Origin of the sequence: Mucilaginibacter sp. R-33 (assembly GCF_049949235.1) — a bacterium.
In the GTDB taxonomy this organism is placed as follows: Bacteria; Bacteroidota; Bacteroidia; order Sphingobacteriales; family Sphingobacteriaceae; genus Mucilaginibacter.
Genome location: NZ_CP188089.1, coordinates 1,933,743 through 1,956,881 on the forward strand (window position 1 = coordinate 1,933,743; position 23,139 = coordinate 1,956,881).

Here is a 23,139-nt window from a genome sequence, read left to right on the forward strand (position 1 = left end):
CCAATCAACTATTCATTAATTTTACTGCATGAAGACAGCCCTTTTTCCAGGTTCATTTGATCCGCTCACTAAAGCTCATGTTGATATTGTGAAACGATCTGTCGAGCTTTTTGATAAGCTTTACATAGGTATCGGCGTGAACAGCAGCAAAAAGGGGTTGCTGAGTGTTGAACAGCGTGAACAAATGATCAGGGCCGTTTTCGCGCATGATGAACGGATCCATGTGATAGCTTATGAAGGCCTTACTGTCGATTTTTGCAAAAGCATAGGCGCCGCTTACATGATCAGGGGGATCCGTACCGTATCAGACTTTGAGTATGAAAAAGCGATCGCCCAGATGAACCATTCGCTGGCACCCGATATCGAAAGCATATTTATCGTAAGCAAACCAGGCTATTCATCCATCAGTTCAACCATTGTGCGCGAAATCATCCGCTATAATGGCGATGTAAGCCAGTTTATTCCGAAAGAGGCATTACCTTATTTGTAACCAGCTTTTCCTTGTGCAACACATCCATAATAGATGGAAAGGTGTTTTCAATTATCGGTTCAATATGGTGATGTTCAAACCAGCGCACATCGGTAATACCCTCTTCTTTTTGAGGTTTCAGCTTTTCTTTACCCTTACTTGTCATGGCAAACCAATGCGTTTTCTTAAGCACTACCTCGCCGCGGTTTACATATACATGATATGTTTTACAAATTTTTTCTCCCAGTTCGCTCACTTTTATACCGCACTCCTCCTCTACCTCGCGCACTGCCGCTTCTTTCACTTTTTCGTCTTTTTCTATTTTGCCTTTGGGCAGATCCCATTTATCATTACGATAAATGAATAAATATTGCCCCTTAGTGTTCATAACCAGGCCGCCTGCCGCTTCAATAAGTGTAATATTCTTTTTAACAGCTTTAAAATACACCTTAGCATTGGCTGTTTTTATGTAGAACAATTTATTGGGATTAGCGAGGATCCAGGTATATATAATTTTCAGGTCAAAGGTCTCTGCATCAAGCCTTTCAAAATTATCTGCATGCTTTGGTTCAGATTCTGTGAGCAGGATAACCTTTTCGTTAATATAAATTCTGTATTTTTGAGCCATGTTTACTAATAATGAGATCGAACAACAAGTAGCCGAATTCCTGCTGCAAATTAAAGCAATTAAATTACAACCCAATAATCCTTTTACATGGGCATCGGGCTGGAAATCTCCAATTTACTGCGATAACCGCGTTACACTTTCTCATCCAACTATCCGCACTTACATCAGGCAGCAATTAGTGGCAACCATACAGGATAAATTCGGGTCGGTTGGCTGCATTGCAGGTGTAGCAACTGCAGGTATACCGCAAGGTGCATTAGTAGCCCAGGAATTAGGCCTTCCATTTATCTATGTACGTTCAAAACCTAAAGAGCATGGCACAGGCAGCATGATTGAGGGCGATGCCGCTACTACATCAGGCAAGCGGGTTGTAGTTATCGAAGATCTGCTTTCAACCGGTAAAAGCAGCCTGCAGGCTGTTGAAGCGCTCCGTACAGCAGGTTATGATGTTGCGGGCCTGGCAGCTATATTTACTTATGGCTTTGATATTGCCGACGAAAACTTTAAGCAGGCCAACTGCCCATACGTAACCCTGTCAAACTATAACGCGCTTATTAAATACGCGGAAGAACATCAATTCATTAATGAAAAAGATGTAAACCTGCTCAAGCAGTGGCGCGAAAACCCATCAACCTGGGGCGAAATGGCTGCAAGTTAAACTGCTGAGTTTTTGATTTCGATGAAAGAGCTGATTGATGATTGGCTATAATTCATCTCAAATCTCAAATCTAATATCTCACATCTGTAATGAATATATTTACCAGTACCATAAGTATTAACAAGTCTTTAACGGAGGTTTACGATTTCCTGGCCGATTTTAATAATCACCGGCAATTGATGCCCGATAATATCCAGGAATGGACATCCACCCGGGATGAAGCCCGTTTCAGTATCCAGAATATGGCCAGGCTTGCTTTGAAAATTGAGGAGCGTGTGCCCGGTCAGCTGATAAGGATTATACCTGCCGAGAAACCACCGTTTAACCTGGAACTAAAATGGTCGTTATCTTTCAATAACGACCATACTGATATTTTATTCACCATTGGCGCAGAGCTTAGCATGATGATGAAAATGCTGGCATCAGGTCCGCTTCAAAAATTGGCCGACCATGAAACCCAAAGCTTATTTAATATTTTAAACTAAGCATAGGGCGTTGCCCTAAAACTTATATATTAATATATTTTTAATATACTTTGCGCTTTTGTGTATTGTTGATGGCTATTACCACATTGATGATAATTAAACCTATAATTAATGCTCCCATGACCATTGTTAAATAATTTAAATAAATTGTTATACTGTATGTTAGTCAAAGGCTGTACCATTATATTATAACTGGTTAGATATAGCAATTAAACGTATTAAACATACTTTTAGTTTACCGTCCATTATCATTTCTGTGTAATTGTATACCCATGGATTTAATTTATGGGGAAAAATTGCTGCTCAAAAAATCCCCATCCATAATATCAGCACCATATATCGTTAAAATGAAGATTTTACCGTACTTTTGCGCCAAATTAGAGGTGCAGCATGATCACGGTATCCAATCTTTCTTTACGTTATGGTAAGCGTACTTTGTTTGAAGACGTAAACCTGAAATTTACACAGGGCAACTGTTATGGTATTATTGGCGCCAATGGCGCGGGTAAGTCCACATTCCTGAAAATTCTTTCGGGCGATGTTGACCCAACCAGCGGCTCGGTGAGCTTTACTCCCGGCGAACGTATGGCTGTTTTGAGCCAGAACCATTATGCTTTTGACGAATTCACAGTTCTTGAAACCGTAATGATGGGCCATAAGGAAATGTATGCCATTATGAAGGAGAAAGATGCCATTTATCTTAAAGAAGATTTTAGCGATGCCGACGGCGAACGTGCCGGTGAATTGGAAAACCTTTTTGCCGAAATGGACGGCTGGAATGCTGAAAGCAATGCCGCTACCCTGCTCAGCAACCTCGGCATTAAAGAAGAATTTCACTATCAACTGGTTAAAGACCTTGATAACACCCAAAAAGTACGTGTTTTATTAGCCCAGGCACTTTTTGGCAAACCAGATATCCTGCTGCTGGATGAGCCTACCAACGATTTGGACATCCATACCATTAGCTGGCTGGAAGATTTCCTTGCGTCATATGAAGCTATCGTACTGGTAGTATCTCACGACAGGCACTTCCTGGATACTGTATGTACCCACGTAGTAGATATTGATTTCGGTAAAATGACCATTTATACCGGTAACTATACCTTCTGGTACGAATCGAGCCAATTGGCCCTTAAACAACGTGCCGAACAAAACAAGAAAGCCGAAGATAAAGTTAAAGAGCTTCAGGAGTTTATCCGCAGGTTTAGTGCTAACGCGTCCAAATCAAAACAGGCAACCAGCCGTAAAAAAGCATTGGATAAAATCAACCTGGATGAAATTCAGCCATCAAACCGCAAATATCCGGGTATTATATTCAATAACCTGGGCCGTGAAGCCGGCGATCAGATCCTGACCGTTGAAAACCTGGGCAAAACCCTTAATGGTGAGGTGCTGTTCAACAACATCACCTTCACTGTAAACAAAGGCGATAAAATTTCCATCCTGTCGCAAAACAGTTTGGCAACTACCGCTTTCTATAATATTTTAACAGGCCGCGATAAAGATTTTACAGGCACCTTTAAATGGGGTGTAACCATTAACGCGGCTGATATCCCTAACGACAGCAGCGAATACTTCGATGGCAAAAGCGACAACCTGATTGACTGGCTGCGCGAATATTCACCGGGCGAAAAAGACGATCAGTTTATCCGCGGCTTTTTAGGCCGGATGCTGTTTTCGGGCGAAGAAGTTATGAAAAAATGCAGTGTACTATCGGGTGGTGAAAAAATGCGCTGCATGTTTAGCCGTATGATGCTGCAGCAAGCCAACCTGCTGATGTTTGATGAACCAACTAACCACCTCGACCTGGAATCGATCACAGCGCTTAACAATGGTATGAAAGATTTCCGTGGGACCATCCTGTTCACCTCACGGGATCATGAACTGGTTGAAACGGTAGCCAATCGGATTATTGAGTTAACACCAGGTGGTTACATTGACAAACTCATGACCTACGATGAATACATCAACAGCCCCGTAGTGCAAAAACAACAGGAAGATTTATACGCCGTTGTATAATAGCGGGCAAGGAGTATATGAGGCCTGGTAGTATAATACTACCGGGCCTTTATATTTATAACTTATAATAAGTTAAAGCCGGAGGCCTGCGTTTCAAGCTGATTAATAGTAGATTCGTCGCTAAATAGATAAAAATGATCTTTAGTGTACGAATATTGAACATTTAAGCCGTTTTGGGCAATAAAATCTTTAACAACGCTTTCATACAGCAGCTTGTTAATTTTGAGTAATTTTCTTTTTTTCATGAGAGATAGATGTTAAGTTTTACAATTTAAGCAGCTTTTGTTAAAATTCCAACAAAAAAATCAACATTTTGTTATGAAGTTGCTATAATTGACTTTTTTTACCCGAGCCCTGGGGAGGAAATGAACACCAGGAAGATGAAAAGGAGGTTATTACTCTAACCATAATTTTACATAAGCAGATTAAAATAATTGATAACTATGAATAATTCAGCCTGCTGAAAAAGAAAATAATTTGCATATTTGCAACCCGGCAAAAGCTGGTACATATGACTCCGTAGCTCAGCTGGTAGAGCAAATGACTCTTAATCATTGGGTCGAGAGTTCGAATCTCTCCGGGGTCACCTTTTTAGGCAAGTTGTCAATTTTATTGGCAACTTTTTTTATGGCTTCACAACCGATAAACATGTTGGTTTAGCACAAAGAAATGTTTTACATGAGCCCTGGCTTTAATCAATAACCCATTGAATTTGTATTAATATTTTCTTAGGTTTGAGAAAGCGATAAACTACCTAAACTCACTTGATGCCCTTTACACTCCATTTTACATTTTATTACATTGCGTTTTTAGGTGCTGTATTTATCAGCTTAACGCTATCTCTATTTTTATGGATATCCCCAAAGGAGAACCAGTCTGCAAACCGTTGGTTGGCAATTTTAATGTTCGCTGTTGCTTTATGGATAATCCGGATTTTAACAATTGATGTTGGCCTTGTGACGTGCATTCCATTATGGAACCGTCTGAACATTTGGCTGCCAATTACTTTTGGCCCTTTGATCTACTTTTACGTGCGTCAGATAACCCGGCCCAGGTATATCTTCAAACGCAGGGATTTGCTGCACTTCATCCCCTTGGTGCCTGAATTGGGTGCTCAGGTATTTGCTGCAATACAAAACATTGAGACGGGTAACGTTATTTACAACAACGTTAACTCAATCTTACAATTATTGGCATTCCTGTCAATTACTGTCTATTTATTTCTCTGTTATGTACAAATTGATTGTTTTTACAAGGAAAAACAATTTCAAGCGGGAGACCGCTACCGCAATGAGTTACGCTGGTTGGATCGCTCACTTGCCGGAGTCCTTATCTTATGGTTATTATGGATACCGTTTACAGCTGTTAACTATTTTTATTACCGTTATGAGCTAAGCATACACTATTACTATTCCCTATACCTGCTTTTAATATCCATTATCATTTGGATTGCAGGCAAGAGTCATTTAAAAGCAGAAATTATTGATGCAAATGATCATCAAGCAAAACCATTATTACCGGCAGATCTGAAACAAAAAGGTTCCTGGTTAAAAATGGAAGTTAAGGAGAAAGGATATTACCGTGACGCAGAATTAAGTCTGAGCTCGCTTGCTGAAAAGCTCGGCTTGCATACGCATGAATTATCCCGGATCATTAATACGGTCTTCAAAAAAAGCTTCAATGATTTTATTAATGAATACCGTGTCCGCGAGGTTGCGCTTAAAATGCAGGATTCCTCATATGACCATATCACCCTGCTCGGCCTCGCCTACGGGTCGGGCTTTAATTCACAAAGCAGTTTCCATCGTGTTTTTAAGCAATTTACCGGTAAAACCCCTCTGGAGTATAAAAATCACCTTCAAAAAGTTATGCCAACTTATAACTTGGGAGGTTTTACCCGAACTATGCCGTTAATATTGAACCACCTAAGCCTTTCGGGGTGGGCGCGTGACACATTAACCGGCAGTCATATGATAAAAAACTATTTTAAAATTGCATTCCGCGGATTTGGGAGGCATAAGCTATTTACACTGATAAACATTATTGGTTTATCCATCGGTATAAGTGCTTTCCTGGCCATTTACTTTATTGTACACTACGATTTTACGTTTGATAAATTTCACAAGGACAGTGACCGGATTTACCGCGTTGTCATGAACATGTCATTCCAGGGGCATAAAAACTATTCGAGTGGTGTACCTGGCCCGTTGGCCGAGGCGATTAAGAGCCAGGCTGCAGGAATAGAAAATATAACGCCACTATATACTCTGTGGCCTCATTTTGTTTATATCGACAAAGATAAAAATACACAAAAGCGGTTTAGAGACCTGGACAGGATAACACTTGCTAATCAGCAATATTTTAAAATTTTTAATTATGTCTGGCTTGCCGGCTCATCGCGACACGCGCTTGATGCGCCCGGCCAGGTGGTGTTAACATCCCAACAAGCCAGGCTTTACTTCCCGTCGTTATCATATTATCAAATGATTGGTAAAGTAGTTACCTATGATTCTCTCAAGACAACCGTTAGCGGCGTGGTTGAAACACTTACTGAAAATACCGACTTTAGCTTTCATGACTTTATATCCATTAGTACAATTACAACTAACAAACGTCTTTCTGATGATTTACATATAAACACCTGGGAGCGCATCCCTTCGGCATCGGAGGTCTTTGTAAAACTGGCACCGGGTACCCCAGCGCCCCGGGTTGTAAAACAGATCAATACCATTTTCAATAAAAGTAATCCGCCGGGTTTCGGAGTAAAAGGATTTACAGACAAAGTGGATCTGACTTTGCAGCCATTGGATGATATTCACTTCAATCCCAACTACAATATTTTTAACTTCTCATCGCCGGCGAGCAAAACGACACTTTACGGCTTATTGGCTATTGGTATTTTTTTGTTGTTACTCGCATGTATCAATTATGTAAATTTAACTACCGCCCAGGCCGCTCAAAGGGCAAAAGAAATTGGGATCCGCAAAACTTTGGGGAGCAGCCGAATGCAGTTAGTGTTCCAGTTTTTAAGTGAAACCTTGCTTATAACCTTCTTCGCGGTATGTATATCGGTGTTGCTTGCGCCAGTTATTTTAAAAATGTTTGCCGATGTTATATCCCCGGATATTCATGCCAATATGCTAAGGCCGGATGTAATGTTCTTCCTGCTGATTTTAACTATTGTGATAAGTATTTTGTCGGGTTTTTATCCCGCAATTGTATTATCAGGCTACAAGCCCGCGTCGGTGCTAAAAAACCAGGTGCAGGGCAATAGTAATAAAACGCGAAACGCATGGCTCCGTAAGTCGCTTACAGTTTCGCAGTTTGTTATAGCCCAATTTTTATTAATGGCTACTATTTTGGTAACCAGGCAGATTTATTACGCCTTACATAAAAACCTCGGATTTAAAAAGGATGCCATCCTGTTAATTAATACACCCTGGCAAAACACTAAGGCCAGCAGCAACCAGGTACTGCTGAACGAGTTTAGGTTGATGCCCCAGGTTGCCCTTGTGGGTTTAGGTAATGACCCGCCTTCGGCTAATGTATATAATTCGCTGCATGGCACCTACAACGATGGAAAAAAACAGATAATAACAGATGAAGTGACATTTAAGTCTGGTGATGAAAACTACATCAATATATACCAGCTAAAATTGCTTGCCGGCAGAAACATAAGTAAAGCCGACACGGGGAAAGGAATCATCATCAACAATACATATACTAAAGTATTAGGATTTACTAACCCCAATGATGTTATTGGGGAGCAGTTAAAATACGGTGGCGGCAAAGGCCGAAATGTAACTATTATTGGCGTAGTTACTGATTTTTATCAATGGTCGCTGCATTTCCCAATTCATCCGTTAGTTTTATTTTCGGGCAGTCCGGACCACCGACCAATGATGACGTTACATGTTAGTTTGAAACCAGAAACCGCTGGCGGCAATGAGTGGAAAACCGCCATTACAAATATGGAAAAGGTCTGGAAGAAGGTTTATCCCGACGATGATTTCGATTGCCATTTTTATGATGACACGATAGCCAGATTTTACGACGAAGAACAACACACCTCAATCCTGCTCAACTGGGCAACAGGTGTCTCGATATTGATCAGTTGCCTCGGGTTGTTAGGTCTTGCCGTTTACACCACCAATCAACGAACAAAGGAAATTGGTATACGAAAAGTATTTGGTGCCAGTGTTGCGCAAATAGTGATCCTCTTATCAACCGAACTGGTATCGCTTATTTTACTCGCTTTTATCGTCGTAACGCCGATTGCATGGTACGCAGTTAATAAATGGATGGAAGGCTTTGCCGACCATGTAGCTATCAGCTGGTGGGTATTTGTTATCAGCGGTGCTGGAATGCTGCTAATAGGATTATTTACCTTAAGTTTCCGAACCATTAGGGCTGGCATGGTGCCTCCGGTGAAGAGTTTGCGAAATGAATAACAGCATATCACTGCTTTCATTTAACAAGTTGCAAAAAAAAACATTATATATTATCTGGCGAAGGTGCCCGAATATTATAGTTACTTTGGGGTTATAAGTCTTAATCCGCAAATAAACGTAAATCAAATAGAAAATAGTTCGAGATTTATAAAGTAGGGATGACTTTTTTAAGCAAGTTGTCAATTTTATTGGCGACTTTTTTTATTTTCATAACCCTGATTGAAGCTGTTTACTTCGGTACTTTATTTACTTCCCAAGGAGACTAAAATATCTCTATAGAGCTTGTCTGCTAATGCATTAATCTCTTTACAATCTTTACTATATCCACCTATGTTTTGTTTTTTATCATAAACATCAACAAGGATAATAACAGTTCTTGTTTGATTATTATTGAGGTCTGCTTCGCATTTTAAGTTATATTCGACATCTTCTACTTCAATATTCATATAGATAGCAAAGCATCTTTTCCATTACCTGTAATATCTTTAATTTTAAATTTTACACTATTATCGATTATTTCTGATTACGTTGATTTCGCTGATTTTTATTGCGAGGTTTTACCGATTATTTCTTGATTTCATCGATTTTGATTAGAAGCACATCTTATCATTAAACCAATTTGCCCGTTTTAACGGCATCTTGCAGGTTACGTACTTTAAATTTGGGGGTGTAACAGTATTGGGCCAGTTGTTTAACCCATGTTGTATTATAGCCAAACATCAGTTTAATAACTTTTACCCGGGTTGAGCCTTTGGGATAGCCATATTTATACCAACTGAATTTAGATGGATCTATATTGAACTGTTCGGCAAAATCGGCGAGAAAAAGGTCTATCTCAATGTCAAAAATATCCAGATCAAGATCGATACTGGTATCGAGGCTCAGGCTGAGCGGATCAACCTTATGTATCTTATACCTGTTGCAATAATCAACTATAAATTCTTTTAAGGGTGGCAGTATCTCTTCCATTTAAACGAATGTTAATTTGACCATTTAAGTTATGAGACGTAGCTTTTGAAATAAGGTTGCATACAAATTTACTTTATTTTTAAATCGTTTAAATTGAACCTGATAGTTAATAAATGTTAAATATTTATTACTGGATAACGGTGCCTTATACTACTAAAATCAACCTGATGTATTATTATTGTACCAGGTAAACCAGATACTCAAATGAACTTAAAAGTAATTGCCTTTGATGCCGACGACACCCTTTGGGTAAATGAACCTTACTTTCAAGCCACCGAAGAAAGGTTTTGCAGCCTGCTCGAAAATTTTTCGCCACAGCACACTATTTCCAAAGAGCTTTTCAAGGTTGAGGTTGATAACCTCCCGCTTTATGGCTACGGGATAAAAGGCTATATCCTCAGCATGATAGAAGCAGCATTGAGCATTTCTGAAAAAAATATCAGCGTTGATGTAGTGGAAACCATAATACAATATGGTAAGGATATGCTTAATCAACCGATAGAGTTACTGAACGAGGTAGAAGATGTTTTATCCTCATTAAAAGATCATTACAGGCTGGTGGTAGCTACCAAAGGCGATCTGCTTGACCAGGAGCGGAAGCTCAAAAAATCAGGGCTCGCACATTACTTTCACCATATCGAAATTATGAGTGATAAAAAGGAGGATGACTATATCAAGCTGATCAAACATCTTGACATCAATCCCGATGAGTTTATGATGATCGGCAATTCCTTAAAATCAGATGTAATGCCCGTGATCAACATTGGCGGGCATGCTGTTCACGTACCCTATCATACAACATGGGCACACGAACATGTCGAAACCGTTTTAACGCACAAAAACTTTAAACAGGCGGATAAGATCAGTGAGGTGTTGGAATTTGTGAAGTTCTAAGTCCTAAATCTTGAATCCTAAGTCGATTATACCAATTTAACTTTTGACTTAGGACTTAAACGCTCTTCTCCATTACAATCAGCTCAATATGCTGCTTGGCATCCCCAAAACGGCCATGTGCATGAAAAGGCTGAATTTCGCCGGTTGGCTTGTAGCCGCGGCGCTCATACCAGCTTATCAGTTCGGAGCGGATGCTGATTACCGTCATAGTCAAAGTATTGCAGTTATATTTACGCGCGTAAACTTCAGCTTCTTCTATCAGCGCGCGGCCCACACCTTTATTCTGCAAAAATGGCGATACACTAAACATGCCAACATACAACTTTGGAGTTCTGACTTCAAGATAAACAGTACCTGTAATATTGCCTTCCTCATCAGTATGCTTTAAAATGATGATATTTTCATCATTCATATACCCCGTCAGAGTTTCTTCATCAATGCGGGCACCACCAATTAAGTCGGCCTCAGTTGTCCAACCCCGTTTGGAGCTTTCACCACGGTAAGCGCTGTTTACTAAAACATTAAGTTCGGGTACGTCGGTAAGGGTAGCTTGGGTTATTACAGGCATATGATTAATTTAAGGAGGCCAAAGGTAGTATTTGCGAACTTTAAATAAAAGGTTATAAGCCATATTTTTAAAGTCTGCGCACTATTATCAAATGACATTAAAAAAGCCATAAGTTTTAAAACCAAGCTGTATATTTAGTAGTTAATAACACATCTGTTTATATTAAATCCCGCCATGGCTTTTATAGATTACTACAAAGTATTAGAGCTCGATAAAAATGCATCCGAAAAGGATATTAAAAATGCTTACCGTAAACTGGCCCGCAAATATCACCCCGATCTTAACCCTAACGACGAAGATGCCCACAAAAAATTCCAGCAGCTAAACGAAGCAAATGAAGTATTAAGTGACCCGGAAAAGCGAAAGAAATACGACAAATATGGCGAGAACTGGCAGCATGGCGAAGCATACGAACAACAGGCGCGCCAACAGGCTGGCGCACAGGGAGGTTTTGGTGGGTATGGGGGCTTTACCGGAGCCGAAGGATTTGGCAGTGCCGAAGGGTTTGGAAGTGACGATTTTTCAGATTTCTTTCAATCGATGTTTGGCGGTGCAGGAGGCGCACGTAGCGGCAGGCAGGCAAAATACCGCGGGCAGGACTATAACGCCTCGTTAAGTTTAAACCTTCAAGACGTTCTTGAAACACATAAGCAAACCTTGACTGTCAATGGCAAAAACATCCGGATAACCATACCCGCAGGTATTGAAAACGGGCAAACTATCAAAATAGCCGGGCATGGAGCCCCGGGTGTAAACGGCGGTCCCGCCGGAGATCTGTATATTCAGTTTAATGTTGCACCTGATACAAATTTTAAGCGTGATGGTAATAATTTGTACACCACCTTGAAACTTGACCTGTACACTGCAGTTTTAGGTGGAGAAATAACTGCCGATACATTAAACGGCAAAGTTAAGGTGAAAGTAAAACCCGAAACTCAAAACGGCACTAAAGTAAAGCTCAAAGGCAAAGGTATGCCCGTTTACAAAAAAGAAAATGAATTTGGCGATCTGTACCTGACCTATGATATCCAAACTCCTACCAACCTCACCGAAAAACAGAAACAATTATTTGAAGAACTGGCAAAATCCTCAACCTAAATTAAAATCATTATGAAAACAGCAGAATTAATAGCAGCAAACGATTTTTGTGTATATCATAATGTTGAATACACGTTCATTACATCTTTACATGAAGCGGGCCTGGTTGAGGTAACCATCATTAATGAAATCGTCTTCATCCCTCAAACTGAGCTTCAAAAGTTGGAAAAACTGGTGAGCCTGTACGAATTGGATATTAACGTAGCCGGCATTGAAGCTATCTCCCACTTGCTTGACCGGGTGGAAAAATTACAGGAAGATATGCGGTATTTAAAAAACAGGTTGAGCTTATATGAATAAGAAAGCTATCTTTTCAGTAATGCTTAAACCAAATATTTATTCATCATCCGCTCGCTTACAATATTAGCTTCATCGATAACACGTTCTGGATATCCCATGGATTTGAGTATGGCGATTCCGTTAGTGTTTTTAAGCAGGCCTTGCTTCAGGATATAGTCAAATACCAGTATGCGCCCATCTTTTGATTCTGAAAAGGAATATACAACAAAATCTTCGTCGAGCAGTTCGGCCAGCTCAAGGTCATGGGTTGATACAAAAACAAAATTTTGGTTAGCGGTAATGTACGAAAGCACAGACTTAGCCGCCGCTATACGTTCGATGGTATTGGTACCCCTGAAAATCTCATCGATGATCACCAGGCTTTTTACATCTTCTTTCTGAGAACTGCCATCGATGATATTTAAAATAGCTAAGGCCTGTGCCTGGAAATAACTCTTGTGCTCATCTATGTTATCGCTGGTTTTGATGCTGGTTTGTATTTTGAGAAAAGGAGCCTTATAGGCCTTTGCACAACTTGTAAATATGGTTTGCGACAGTAGCGTATTTAATGCCAGCGCTTTAATAAATGTAGTTTTGCCAGACATGTTTGACCCAGTGATCAATGCCCCCCTGTCCGCATCAGTTGTATAAAGGGAATTGGTTACACAGTTAGCTACCAATGGGTGAAAAAGTTCGGTAATCTCTATTTTGCCATCAGCACCCGTAAACGCGGGCTTTGAAAAAAAAGGCATACCGTCGCGTACCGATTGTATGGCTATCAGCGTATCGGCCCGGCCAATAAATTTATACACTTCTTTAATATCGTCGCGGTATTTACTGACTTGTTTTAATGATGATATATAAGTATTGGGCTCAATCACAAAAAGCAGTTTAAACAAATGGAAGACTGCGTAAGCAATATCACTTTTACTGTTCACGAAGCCACTTTCTATATTTACAAACTTAAGCGCTCGTTTTAAACCCCTTAGGCTGGTCAGAGACTGCTTTACCTCGGGTACCTGACCAAATTTTCCGCTTTTAACTAACGCCACTGCAACTTTATGCATAACCAGCAATTGTGGTAACGACTTGGTACACCCTGAAATAGCCTTGCGGTTGCTGAAGTAAATAACAATGTTGTACGCAAACAACAATAGCAAAAAGATAAAGCTGAAAATGTTAGGAATAACAATCAGCGATAATAACGCAGCTAGGATCAGAAAAGGTGAAACCTTTATATAAAAATTAATTACCGATGCAAATACTGGTGCGTGTGTCTTGAGAAAAAGATCGGCTATAAAATAAGCATCGGGGTGGTTAAGTTTTGACAATTCCACTTCAAGCAGTTCGCGGCCGGGTATATCCATATTAAGATCCTCAATATCATTATCAAGGTCATGCAAAACATCAAGATCGGTTGTGGGGTGATGTACTAAATTAAACAGGTATTGTTTGCCGGGCTTACTGTTTGTTCTGTCGATATAATTGAAAACACTTATCAGGTCAAGATCGTCAGCTGTTTGAGCCGAAAGCTTGTTTTTACTATCTGCCGAATCCAGGTAAATCTTTATTAAGTCAAAGTTTCGGCGGGCGTTAACAGGTTGGCCCCACTTCTCCTGTATTTTTATCAGCCGACTTTTTGCCCAGCGTAATTTATCATAATATGACTTAATATAAAGCACTCCGGCTATGATAATGATAACTATAGCAGAAAAAACAAAGTAATACATGTTTAAAAATATAAAATTTTAATTAAACCAACTCAACCATCGCCAGTCATAATTATGTATTACAATTGAGGTATTAACTAAAATTTATGACCATGAAATTTATCCGATTTTCAATAATAGCGTTTGTGGTGATGTTTTCATTTCAACTTGCAAAAGCTCAAAGCATAAGTATAAGCGCACATTTTGGCCGTCCTTATCATAGGGTAGTTTACACAAGCGGATATTACGGAACTCCTGTTTACTATGGCAGAGACGTCTATTATGACCGTCCTGTTTATTATGGTCGTCCGCGCTATTACGCAACAAGATATTATGACGCGCCAGTATACTATCAAAGGCACTACCGTGTTCATCGTTACTGCAGGCACTGGTAAAGTATAAAGCCTCCGTATTGCCGGAGGCTTTCTTATAATAAGAAGTAACTATGCCAGTATAAAATAGCCACATGGTTTAACCAATACTATTCAAATGCACAATGTTAAAACCCGCTAAAAATGACAAGTAGCTGATGTATTGTGTGAAAATGCCGGAAATCATTGCTCAAATGTTACTTTGATCTATCCTTAAAAAAAGAATGTAATGCCTGTTGCGTAAATTCCGATAAAACCAATTCACCGCTTATAGCCGCACGTTGTTTAAGCAAATCATCCCAATTAGCAGTTCCTTCCCAAAGCACTTGTTTTAAGCCTGCAAGTGCTGCCGGGTTATATGAAGCTAATTTTTGAGTAAGCTCATATACAGCGGCATCAAGGCTTGGGGTATCTTCATAAACCTCATTATACAAGCCATTTTGTTTTGCCCATTGGGCAGTTTGAAAATCTGAAGCCCTGATCGTGAGTTGGGAAAATGCCGATAACCCTATTTTACGGATCACAGCGGGGGCTATCACAAAGGGGCCAATACCTATGGTAAGCTCGCTTAACTTTATTGATGCCGCCTCGCTGGCCAGGCAATAATCAGCAGCGGCGGCAAGTCCAACCCCTCCTCCAACTGCTTTACCCTGCACCCTCGCAATTATTATTTTAGGACATTTGCGGCAGGCACTAATCACGTTGGAAAACCCTTCAAAAAATAAAGCCCCGGCTTCCCTATCCTTAATTTGCAACAGTTCGTCAAAGCTTGCACCTGCGCAAAAAGTACGATCTCCCGCGCTCTTTAAAACAATGACTTTTGTTTCCGGGTTATTACCGGCACTGAATACCGCATTGGTAAGTTGTTTTAACAGCGCCGAGGGCAGGGAGTTTTGTGCCGGATGATAAAAACAAATGGTGGTTACACCATCAGGCTCATTTGTAAGGGATATATTTTCGTTTTCGGCAGACATATTTATTTTTCTATATAAGATGGCTTTCTAACCAATATCAGAAGTATTTATGTCAACTGCAATTTTGAACCGAAATTAACAATGTTTAATTTTCAAGCAAATGCAGTTCAAAATAAAAAGTAGCGCCTTTGCCAAGCTCGCTTTCAACCCCTATAGCACCGTTATGATTATTAATGATCTCAGCCGAGATATAAAGCCCCATGCCAAGGCCGCTCGTCATAAACTTTTTATCCTCTACACGATAAAACCGCTCAAAAATATGCTCGATCTGTGCGGCCGACAATCCGATGCCAAAGTCCGTTACTGATACACGCACTTTTCCGTTTATATTCCGGGTTTCAATAATGATATTTTTATTCTCGGTTGAATATTTTACAGAGTTGTTAATGAAATTTACGAGTACCTGTTCCAGTCGCCCGGCATTTCCCTCTATAAAAAAATCATTTTCCGATTTATTGATAAAATTAAATTCAGGGTATAGGTGGATGGCGTTTTCTAAAGTTGACGCTACCAGGTCACGAAGATTTACTTTCGCCATGGCATATTCAAGCCCTCCCGCATGAATCTTGCTTACATCAAGCAAATCGTTAACCAAACGCTGAAGCTTATTTAAAGCAGTCCCGGCCTTTTCAATATATTGTTTTACTATTGAGGGTACTTCCTCTTTTTTATAAGCCGAAATAAGCTGCAAATAACCTTTTAAACTGGTTAAAGGTGTTTTAAGTTCATGGCTGGCCACACCAATAAACTCATCCTTCAAATCAAGCTGCTTTTTTTGTTCTTCGATATCCGTCGCGGTACCTACCCAAAAAAGAATTTCTCCGTTATCATCTCTTAGCGGCACTGCCCGGTTAAGGTGCCAGCGATAAGTATTATCCCATCGGAGATACCTATTTTCCAGTTCAAAAATACTCCCGCTTTGCAAAGATTCGAGGTAAGCACTCATTGTTTTTTGCAGATCATCGGGGTGTACAATCTGTTGCCAGCCCCAGCCTGCTGTTTCTCCATATCGCCTGCCCGTATAATCAAACCAGCGCTGATTATAAAAATCAACTTCGCCACCCGGCAAATTTGTCCAGGTCATTTGAGTAATGTTATTAGCCAGCAGCTTAAAATGTTCCCGGCTGATAAGCAGATCATTGGTACGCTCCCTTACAGTATCTTCCAGATCATTATTCAGCCTTTCGGCAATATTCTGGGCTTCTTCCAGCTGATCATTTTTAATCTTCAGTTCCCACTCGGTTTCCTTTTGAGCAGTCAAATCGGTCAGGATCAAACTCAACGCCGTTCCTTCATCAAGGTCAAGCGTGGTACATGATAATAAACACGGCGTTAGTTTACCATCCCGATTTGATAACAAAACCTCGCCCTTGCAATCGGCATTCCAGCCATCCCTGATTATCTGCTTATACTTCTCAACGGAAACTTCGGCTACAAAAATTTCAAAATTCAGGCCGATCACTTTTTCCAACGGTTCATCAACCATAGCCGCAAAGCTCGAATTGCTATATAATATAGTACCCTCACCATTCAACGTAACCGCTCCTTCGTTCATTTTTTCAATGAAAACGCGGTAGGTTTGATCGGCCGTTTTCAGTGTATAAAGCTGGTGGCCTTCATCATCTTTAACTATAAAGGCATCAACCTGACCATTACGAATAGCAGAAATGGTGTCGGTAGCTTCTTCTAACTGATAACGAAGCTTATTGTTTTCCGCAAGCAACTGCTCATATGTAAGTTTGTCCGGCTCCATAATTAGCTTTCTGTAAGTATTCCCAGTCCTTTTAAAACTTTGTCTGTGTTTGACATATCTCCGATAAGCTTGCGTTCGATGCCGGGAGATTTTTTAATAAGTAAAGGCAATGCTATGATCTGTTCTTTTTCGGCAATAAGTGGTTGCTGATAAACGTCGATTATCTCCAACTCGTAATTAGGCTTAAGATATTGCTCACAAATAATTTTTAAGTTGGCTATTGCCCTGACAGAATTGGGCGACGCCCCAATTACAAATAAACGCAATCGAAAAAACTGGTTTTCTCCTTGATCTAAAGGCAATTGGCTTTGCTCGGTCATGTAACTATTTACTTACTGGTATTATATTCAATCCAACCAAAACTTTTTCCTCGTTGCTCAAGTCGCCTATTATTTTGCGAATCGGTTCAGGTACTTTTCTTACCAGCGTGGGAATTGCAAATATTTGATCCCCTTCGGCCAGTTGAGGCTGCTGCAGCAAGTCAATTACTTCAATAACATACTGACCTTTTAAATGTTCTTCACAATATTTTTTTAGGTTGGTGAGCGCGGTAACTGATTTAGCAGTTTTGCCCGCCACATACAGCCTTAACTCATATTTTATAACTTCATCCAGTTCCATTATTTTTTACTTTTTGATTTACTTTTATGCGTATCCGCATTTCCTCGGCGGATGTCGGTTATCTCCTGGCGGTTTCTTTCTATAATATTCTGTTTCAACTCTTCTTCCAGGTATATTTTGTTCAATTCCTCCTCTGTCGATTCAAATTCGGCCTGCAAGCTTGCAATTTTTGATTCAAGCATCATACGCCGGCGCAATATCTCTTTATCTTTACGGGATATAGCAAACTCTCTTAGTGCCACGCCTGTTTTTTCCCTTAATTTTTGTGCTTCCCTTGCCGATCCTGTGAGCACGCCATCGGGGCCAAGATAAACATCAACCAGGCTTAACCCCTTATCGGTAATGGTAAACTCGCGTACCTGGTTTGAATGACTCATCCCACGCGACTTCATAATGTATAACCCCCGGTTACGTTCACCATTCGATTCAATATCCCTTACGAGCAGCCAGGTATCAACTAACGACGACACGCCTTCGTCGGTTTGTTCGCTTACTACCGTATTTAAACTAAGTGCGGTAAACATAACCGTGATCTGTTCGTCCTGTAAAAAATCTATCAGCCTTATCAGCATCGATTTTACTTCACTTACCGAACCCACCGTAATGAGGTTTGTAATCGGGTCGAGGATCACCGCTGCGGGCTTAAATCTTTTAATGATCTTGTAAATAGCAACGAGGTGCATTTCAATACCGTAAAGCGTAGGACGCGAGGCATGAAACTCAAGCAAGCCGTTGTCAATGTGTTTTTGCAGGTCGAGATTGATTGATTTCATGTTGCGAAGTATCTGCTTAGGTGCCTCCTCGAACGCAAAATAAAGGCACCTCTTTTTGTTGCCGCAAACCTCATTGGCAAAGCTGGCCGCAATGCTTGTTTTACCGGTACCCGCCGTGCCCGAAACGAGGATACTGCTGCCCTGAAAAAAACCTTTGCCTCCAAACATGCTGTCAAGAGAGGGTATCCCCGATGAAATTCGTTCGGATGAGACTTCTTTTTCCAGGCTTAAAGATGTGACCGGAAGTACAGAAATGCCATCTTCATCAATTAAAAAGGGATATTCGTTGGTACCATGCTGTGTGCCGCGATATTTTACCACGCGCAAACGACGGGTTGAGATCTGATTTATAACCCTGTGATCAAGCAGGATCACACAATCTGAAACGTATTCTTCAAGCCCCTGCCGGGTTAATGAAGAGCCGTCACCTTTTTCGCCGGTTATAATAGCAGTTACACCTTTTTCCTTTAAAAAAGCAAAAAGCCTTCTAAGCTCGGCCCTCAATATAGTTTGGTTTGATAAACCCGAAAAAAGATTTTCAAGAGTATCCAGTACTACTCTTTTTGCCCCGATGCTATCAATAGCGAAGCCTAAGCGGATAAACAAACCTTCCAGGTCATATTCGCCCGTCTCCTCAATCTCGCTTCGATCTATATGCACATGATCAAGTCTTAATTTCTTATCATCCTGGAGTTTAAGTAAATCAAAGCCCAGCGATGCTACGTTTGAAGCCAGTTCATCTGCTTTTTCTTCAAAAGCCATAAATACACCGGGCTCATTAAACTCAGTAGCACCCCTCACGATAAACTCAAGGGACATAAGTGTTTTACCACAACCCGCTTCCCCACATATCAGCGTTGGTCTTCCATTAGGTAAACCACCGCCCGTTATTTCATCTAAACCGGTAATACCGGTAGGAGTTTTGGGCAATTGATCAAACGTTATAAGCTGCTGTTTTTTATGCAATTTGGTCATAATAAATCCAATCTGTTTAAACTACCCGTATACCACAACCATCAAGTATACAGGATTTTGTTTTATTGGTATGGTAATAGTAATACTTATAAAATTGTTTTGGTATAATTGATTTTGTGAAGTAAAAAAACAAAAAACGTGGTGAAATTACCGCACTATTAATACAAGTAACTCTCCTGATTATACAAACCATTGAATCCCATACCATCAAATTCTCCAAAAACAGATTTAAACATTTATACAGGTATCACTGTTTAAAAACCAGGTATACGCTTCTGTAACCCCTTTTTATCAATAACTGCAGCTATGTTAATATAACGGCATACTTCATTAATTGAAAATTATGAGGTATGAATTGAGATTTTGATCTTAATTATTATAGCCTATATTTATAAATATTATTTATATAATGAATAACGACGCCGGCATTCGTCAACAATTAAACGAAGATATTTTTCGTATGCTGATCAGGGAATCTCCTACCCCGGTAGCATTATATATTGGCGAAACAATGGAGATCAGGATTGCTAATAAAGCCATGATAGATATATGGGGGAAGGGCGATGATGTTATTGGGCATAATTACTTTAATCTGCTGCCCGAATTCAAAGAGCCGGGTTTTCATGCAATATTATCAAATGTATACTATAACGGTACGGCTTATAAGTGGAAAGAGCAAAAGGTTGATGTTATGGTTGACGATAAACTTGAAGAATTTTACTTCGACTTTACTTTTAAACCATTACAGAATGCCGAGGGTGAAATTTGGGGCGTGTTGAATACAGCAACAGATGTTACCGAACTGGTTAACACCCGTAAAAAGCTGGTTGAAAGTGAACAGCGTGCTCAATTTGCCTTGCAAGCTGCCGAACTGGGTACCTGGGATTTAAACCCCAGATTACAAACCGCAACATGGGACGACCGCTGTAAAGAACTTTGCGGTTTTCGAAAAGACGATGAAATAAAGTATGATGATCTGTTGAAATTTGTCCACCCGGAAGATGAGCAACGCTTGCGAACGGCAGTAATGCAGGCTTATGATCCTGTAAGCAATGGAAATTATGATATAATCGTCCGCACCGTTGATGACACAGGACACCTGAAATATTGGATCCACCTAAAAGGTAGGGCTTACTTTAACGATAATCATGAGCCTATCCGCTTTGCAGGTACCGTACAGGATATAACCCGCGAAATATTAGATAAACAAGAACAACAAAAACTGATTGCACTGATTGATAAAACAGCCGACGTGGTTGCAGTAGGCAGCATGGATGGTTCTGTAACCTATATCAATAAAACAGCCTACACTATATTAGGTATTGGGAGTACAAAAGAAGCTTTAAAACCCGGCGTTGAATATTTTGCAGATCATGAAGCAGACAAAGTAAATAATGAGATAAACCCCGCGGTACAGCAGTATGGTAAGTGGGAAGGTGAAATGCACTACCGGCATTTTAAGACAGGAGAAAATATTCCGGTTTACGTTAACTGTTTCAGAATCGATGATCCGTTAAATGGCTTGCCTATTGGTATGGCATCCGTAGCCCGAGACCTGCGCCCTGAAAAAGCGGCAAGAAATGAACAGTATAAATTATTGTCGCTTATTAACCATAGCTCAGATTTTGTAAGCCTATCCAACCTTGATGGTAATGTAACTTACGTAAATACCGCCGGGCGAAAAATGTTGGGTATCAAAGGCGCCAACGAGCACAGGAGGCACAACAGCGAATATTTAATGCCTGATGAGCTTGATAAGCTGAGGGACAAAGTAAATCCAATTTTAATGAAGCATGGTAAATGGAGCGGTGAAGTACTTTACCGTCATTTCCAAACCGGCGAAGCCATACCTGTGTACGGCACCACCATGCTGGTTTATGACGCTGTAACCGGCTTGCCACAGGGCCGGGCTTCAATTGCAAGGGATCTGCGAAGGGAAATTGCCGATAAAAAAGCCCTTACTGATAGTGAAAGATTGCTTAAAAACATCACTAATGCATCGCCAACAGTACTTTGGATGGCCGATGCTCAAGGTAATATTACTTACGTAAATCAAACCTGGGTTGATTGGACTGGTATTAAATATGAGGATAATATGGGCGCAGGGTGGATCAACGCACTTTTAGAAGAAGACAGAACCAGGGCCGGTGAAAAGTTCTTAGCCGATTTAAATGCCCGCCGGTTCTATGAAGTTGATTTTAGGATCACACGCCGGGATGGTGAAATAAGATGGTGTATAGCCACCGGCAATCCGCAATATAATGAGCAGGGGGAATTTACCGGGTACATAGGTGCCTGTACCGATGTTACCGATAAAACACTTGCCGAAAGCGAAGTGAAATTACGTAACAGGGAATTGAATAACCAGATCAGGCAGTTTGAGTTTGTTACTGGTTTTATGCCGGTGCAACTTTGGACGGCCCGCACGGATGGTCAGGTCGACTACTTTAATCAACGTGCTGTAGATTATTTTGGTGCCCAAGCAAATGAAATAGCAGAATCCTGGCTCAATGCTATTCATCCTGATGATAGGGATGCTTGTGTTGAGGCTTGGAACTATGCAGTGAAGACGGGTAATGTTTACCAATGTGAATTTAGATTAAAAGATAAAGATCAAAACTACAAGTGGCATTTGTCCAGGGCTTTACCTTTCATAATTGACGGTAAGATCATTAAATGGTTTGGCACTAATACAGATATTGATGAGCAGAAACAACTTCAGCGTCAAAAAGACGATTTTTTAGGTATTGCAAGTCATGAATTGAAAACTCCTGTTACCAGCATAAAAGCATATGCCCAGGTATTGGGCGCTATGCTTGCCAAAGAAGGAGAACATAAAAAGGCCGAAATGGTGCTTAGAATGGATGCCCAGATCAACCGGCTAACAAACCTCATAGGTGATTTGCTTGATGTTACCAAGATTAACTCGGGCAGGCTACAGTTCAATAAAACATGGTTCGATTTTAATGAAACCCTGCAGGAAACTGTTGAAGACCTGCAGCACACTACTCAAAAACATAAGCTTATCCAAAACTTTACCCCAACTGGCCGTATTTATTCAGACAAAGATCGTGTAAGCCAGGTTATTACCAACTTTATTACAAATGCTATCAAATATTCGCCTCATACCGATTCCATCATCATCAACACTCGCCGCGAAAACAATGAGGTGATTGTTTGTGTGCAGGATTTTGGTATCGGGATACCCGAAGACAAGAAGGACCGGGTATTTGAGCAATTTTACCGCGTAAGTGGGAACAAGCAGCATACTTTCCCCGGTTTGGGGTTGGGATTATACATCTCGTCAGAAATTATCAAGCGTGAAGGCGGCAGAATGTGGGTAAACAGCATTGAAGGCAAAGGGTCTACTTTTTGCTTTGCATTACCTGTAGATGATGCTAACAGTTAATCATTGTTAGATAGTTTACAATTCAGGTAAGTTTAT

21 protein-coding genes and 1 tRNA gene are annotated in these 23,139 nt (G+C 40.4%); 11 read left to right on the forward strand and 11 right to left on the reverse strand.

Features of this window, described 5'->3' with window-relative positions:
• The first annotated feature begins 28 nt into the window (after positions 1–28).
• Positions 29–490 (forward strand): pantetheine-phosphate adenylyltransferase, encoded by a 462-nt coding sequence (coaD, locus tag ACP26M_RS08205; RefSeq protein WP_090525940.1) that lies wholly within the window; start codon positions 29–31, stop codon positions 488–490.
• Here coaD and ACP26M_RS08210 read toward each other — a convergent pair.
• The gene (locus tag ACP26M_RS08210) at positions 459–1,097 is read right to left on the reverse strand and encodes an NUDIX hydrolase (RefSeq protein ID WP_426587812.1); all 639 of its coding nucleotides are present in this window, start codon (positions 1,095–1,097) and stop codon (positions 459–461) included. The genes coaD and ACP26M_RS08210 overlap by 32 nt on opposite strands.
• On the opposite strand from ACP26M_RS08210, the gene pyrE reads away from it, so the two are divergent.
• The 3 genes from pyrE (at position 1,096) to ACP26M_RS08225 (ending at position 4,259) form a co-directional block, all read left to right on the forward strand.
• A complete protein-coding gene (gene pyrE / locus ACP26M_RS08215) occupies positions 1,096–1,755 on the forward strand; it encodes an orotate phosphoribosyltransferase (RefSeq protein ID WP_426587814.1) in 660 nt (219 codons plus the stop codon). The genes ACP26M_RS08210 and pyrE overlap by 2 nt on opposite strands.
• Positions 1,756–1,844: 89 nt before the next feature.
• Positions 1,845–2,240: an SRPBCC family protein gene (locus ACP26M_RS08220; protein WP_426587816.1), complete on the forward strand. Its 396-nt coding sequence runs from the start codon at positions 1,845–1,847 to the stop codon at positions 2,238–2,240.
• Positions 2,241–2,630: 390 nt separating this feature from the next.
• The gene (locus ACP26M_RS08225) at positions 2,631–4,259 is read left to right on the forward strand and encodes an ABC-F family ATP-binding cassette domain-containing protein (protein ID WP_426587818.1); all 1,629 of its coding nucleotides are present in this window, start codon (positions 2,631–2,633) and stop codon (positions 4,257–4,259) included.
• A gap of 62 nt (positions 4,260–4,321) precedes the next feature.
• Here ACP26M_RS08225 and ACP26M_RS08230 read toward each other — a convergent pair whose 3' ends face one another.
• A complete protein-coding gene (locus ACP26M_RS08230) occupies positions 4,322–4,504 on the reverse strand; it encodes a hypothetical protein (protein ID WP_091164514.1) in 183 nt (60 codons plus the stop codon).
• 268 nt (positions 4,505–4,772) lie between these two features.
• Between ACP26M_RS08230 and ACP26M_RS08235 the strand changes: the two genes are divergently transcribed.
• Both ACP26M_RS08235 and ACP26M_RS08240 read left to right on the forward strand, forming a co-directional pair.
• A tRNA-Lys gene (locus ACP26M_RS08235) sits at positions 4,773–4,845 on the forward strand.
• Positions 4,846–5,812: 967 nt separating this feature from the next.
• Complete coding sequence (locus ACP26M_RS08240) at positions 5,813–8,710, forward strand: ABC transporter permease (RefSeq protein ID WP_426587820.1); 2,898 nt, start codon at positions 5,813–5,815, stop codon at positions 8,708–8,710.
• Positions 8,711–8,952: 242 nt separating this feature from the next.
• Here the strand turns inward: ACP26M_RS08240 and ACP26M_RS08245 are convergent, their stop codons facing one another.
• The gene (locus ACP26M_RS08245; RefSeq protein WP_426587822.1) at positions 8,953–9,156 is read right to left on the reverse strand and encodes a hypothetical protein; all 204 of its coding nucleotides are present in this window, start codon (positions 9,154–9,156) and stop codon (positions 8,953–8,955) included.
• 163 nt (positions 9,157–9,319) lie between these two features.
• Complete coding sequence (locus ACP26M_RS08250; RefSeq protein ID WP_426587824.1) at positions 9,320–9,679, reverse strand: DUF1493 family protein; 360 nt, start codon at positions 9,677–9,679, stop codon at positions 9,320–9,322.
• Between the two features lie 204 nt (positions 9,680–9,883).
• On the opposite strand from ACP26M_RS08250, the gene ACP26M_RS08255 reads away from it, so the two are divergent.
• Positions 9,884–10,573, forward strand: a complete 690-nt coding sequence (locus ACP26M_RS08255; protein WP_426587826.1) for an HAD family hydrolase — start codon at positions 9,884–9,886, stop codon at positions 10,571–10,573.
• A gap of 55 nt (positions 10,574–10,628) precedes the next feature.
• On the opposite strand, the gene ACP26M_RS08260 is transcribed toward ACP26M_RS08255, so the two are convergent.
• Positions 10,629–11,141, reverse strand: coding sequence for a GNAT family N-acetyltransferase (locus ACP26M_RS08260; protein WP_426587828.1), 513 nt, complete (start codon positions 11,139–11,141; stop codon positions 10,629–10,631).
• Between the two features lie 174 nt (positions 11,142–11,315).
• Here ACP26M_RS08260 and ACP26M_RS08265 point away from each other — a divergent pair, with 174 nt between their 5' ends.
• Positions 11,316–12,239 (forward strand): DnaJ C-terminal domain-containing protein, encoded by a 924-nt coding sequence (locus ACP26M_RS08265; RefSeq protein WP_426587830.1) that lies wholly within the window; start codon positions 11,316–11,318, stop codon positions 12,237–12,239.
• Between the two features lie 12 nt (positions 12,240–12,251).
• Positions 12,252–12,539 (forward strand): chaperone modulator CbpM, encoded by a 288-nt coding sequence (locus ACP26M_RS08270; RefSeq protein ID WP_090526009.1) that lies wholly within the window; start codon positions 12,252–12,254, stop codon positions 12,537–12,539.
• Positions 12,540–12,562: 23 nt separating this feature from the next.
• Here ACP26M_RS08270 and ACP26M_RS08275 read toward each other — a convergent pair whose 3' ends face one another.
• The gene (locus ACP26M_RS08275; RefSeq protein WP_426587833.1) at positions 12,563–14,248 is read right to left on the reverse strand and encodes a MutS-related protein; all 1,686 of its coding nucleotides are present in this window, start codon (positions 14,246–14,248) and stop codon (positions 12,563–12,565) included.
• Between the two features lie 92 nt (positions 14,249–14,340).
• On the opposite strand from ACP26M_RS08275, the gene ACP26M_RS08280 reads away from it, so the two are divergent.
• Positions 14,341–14,622 (forward strand): hypothetical protein, encoded by a 282-nt coding sequence (locus ACP26M_RS08280; protein WP_426587835.1) that lies wholly within the window; start codon positions 14,341–14,343, stop codon positions 14,620–14,622.
• 173 nt (positions 14,623–14,795) lie between these two features.
• On the opposite strand, the gene ACP26M_RS08285 is transcribed toward ACP26M_RS08280, so the two are convergent.
• From ACP26M_RS08285 to kaiC, 5 genes are all read right to left on the reverse strand, one after another.
• Positions 14,796–15,572 (reverse strand): enoyl-CoA hydratase/isomerase family protein, encoded by a 777-nt coding sequence (locus ACP26M_RS08285; protein ID WP_426587837.1) that lies wholly within the window; start codon positions 15,570–15,572, stop codon positions 14,796–14,798.
• Between the two features lie 85 nt (positions 15,573–15,657).
• The gene (locus ACP26M_RS08290; protein ID WP_426587839.1) at positions 15,658–17,325 is read right to left on the reverse strand and encodes a PAS domain-containing sensor histidine kinase; all 1,668 of its coding nucleotides are present in this window, start codon (positions 17,323–17,325) and stop codon (positions 15,658–15,660) included.
• 2 nt (positions 17,326–17,327) lie between these two features.
• Positions 17,328–17,645 (reverse strand): circadian clock KaiB family protein, encoded by a 318-nt coding sequence (locus ACP26M_RS08295; protein ID WP_354483383.1) that lies wholly within the window; start codon positions 17,643–17,645, stop codon positions 17,328–17,330.
• Positions 17,646–17,649: 4 nt separating this feature from the next.
• Positions 17,650–17,946, reverse strand: coding sequence for a circadian clock KaiB family protein (locus ACP26M_RS08300; RefSeq protein WP_090526014.1), 297 nt, complete (start codon positions 17,944–17,946; stop codon positions 17,650–17,652).
• Positions 17,946–19,694, reverse strand: coding sequence for a circadian clock protein KaiC (gene kaiC, locus ACP26M_RS08305; protein ID WP_426587842.1), 1,749 nt, complete (start codon positions 19,692–19,694; stop codon positions 17,946–17,948). Before kaiC ends, ACP26M_RS08300 begins: the two co-directional genes overlap by 1 nt.
• A gap of 409 nt (positions 19,695–20,103) precedes the next feature.
• On the opposite strand from kaiC, the gene ACP26M_RS08310 reads away from it, so the two are divergent.
• A complete protein-coding gene (locus ACP26M_RS08310; RefSeq protein ID WP_426587844.1) occupies positions 20,104–23,103 on the forward strand; it encodes a PAS domain-containing sensor histidine kinase in 3,000 nt (999 codons plus the stop codon).
• The last annotated feature ends 36 nt before the right edge of the window (positions 23,104–23,139 follow it).

Coding starts and splice junctions, on each gene's coding strand:
- coaD (WP_090525940.1), top strand. CDS start 29: ATGAAGACAGCCCTTTTTCCAGGTTCATTTGATCCGCTCACTAAAGCT.
- pyrE (WP_426587814.1), top strand. CDS start 1,096: ATGTTTACTAATAATGAGATCGAACAACAAGTAGCCGAATTCCTGCTG.
- ACP26M_RS08210 (WP_426587812.1), bottom strand. CDS start 1,097: ATGGCTCAAAAATACAGAATTTATATTAACGAAAAGGTTATCCTGCTC.
- ACP26M_RS08220 (WP_426587816.1), top strand. CDS start 1,845: ATGAATATATTTACCAGTACCATAAGTATTAACAAGTCTTTAACGGAG.
- ACP26M_RS08225 (WP_426587818.1), top strand. CDS start 2,631: ATGATCACGGTATCCAATCTTTCTTTACGTTATGGTAAGCGTACTTTG.
- ACP26M_RS08230 (WP_091164514.1), bottom strand. CDS start 4,504: ATGAAAAAAAGAAAATTACTCAAAATTAACAAGCTGCTGTATGAAAGC.
- ACP26M_RS08240 (WP_426587820.1), top strand. CDS start 5,813: ATGGAAGTTAAGGAGAAAGGATATTACCGTGACGCAGAATTAAGTCTG.
- ACP26M_RS08245 (WP_426587822.1), bottom strand. CDS start 9,156: ATGAATATTGAAGTAGAAGATGTCGAATATAACTTAAAATGCGAAGCA.
- ACP26M_RS08250 (WP_426587824.1), bottom strand. CDS start 9,679: ATGGAAGAGATACTGCCACCCTTAAAAGAATTTATAGTTGATTATTGC.
- ACP26M_RS08255 (WP_426587826.1), top strand. CDS start 9,884: ATGAACTTAAAAGTAATTGCCTTTGATGCCGACGACACCCTTTGGGTA.
- ACP26M_RS08260 (WP_426587828.1), bottom strand. CDS start 11,141: ATGCCTGTAATAACCCAAGCTACCCTTACCGACGTACCCGAACTTAAT.
- ACP26M_RS08265 (WP_426587830.1), top strand. CDS start 11,316: ATGGCTTTTATAGATTACTACAAAGTATTAGAGCTCGATAAAAATGCA.
- ACP26M_RS08270 (WP_090526009.1), top strand. CDS start 12,252: ATGAAAACAGCAGAATTAATAGCAGCAAACGATTTTTGTGTATATCAT.
- ACP26M_RS08275 (WP_426587833.1), bottom strand. CDS start 14,248: ATGTATTACTTTGTTTTTTCTGCTATAGTTATCATTATCATAGCCGGA.
- ACP26M_RS08280 (WP_426587835.1), top strand. CDS start 14,341: ATGAAATTTATCCGATTTTCAATAATAGCGTTTGTGGTGATGTTTTCA.
- ACP26M_RS08285 (WP_426587837.1), bottom strand. CDS start 15,572: ATGTCTGCCGAAAACGAAAATATATCCCTTACAAATGAGCCTGATGGT.
- ACP26M_RS08290 (WP_426587839.1), bottom strand. CDS start 17,325: ATGGAGCCGGACAAACTTACATATGAGCAGTTGCTTGCGGAAAACAAT.
- ACP26M_RS08295 (WP_354483383.1), bottom strand. CDS start 17,645: ATGACCGAGCAAAGCCAATTGCCTTTAGATCAAGGAGAAAACCAGTTT.
- ACP26M_RS08300 (WP_090526014.1), bottom strand. CDS start 17,946: ATGGAACTGGATGAAGTTATAAAATATGAGTTAAGGCTGTATGTGGCG.
- kaiC (WP_426587842.1), bottom strand. CDS start 19,694: ATGACCAAATTGCATAAAAAACAGCAGCTTATAACGTTTGATCAATTG.
- ACP26M_RS08310 (WP_426587844.1), top strand. CDS start 20,104: ATGAATAACGACGCCGGCATTCGTCAACAATTAAACGAAGATATTTTT.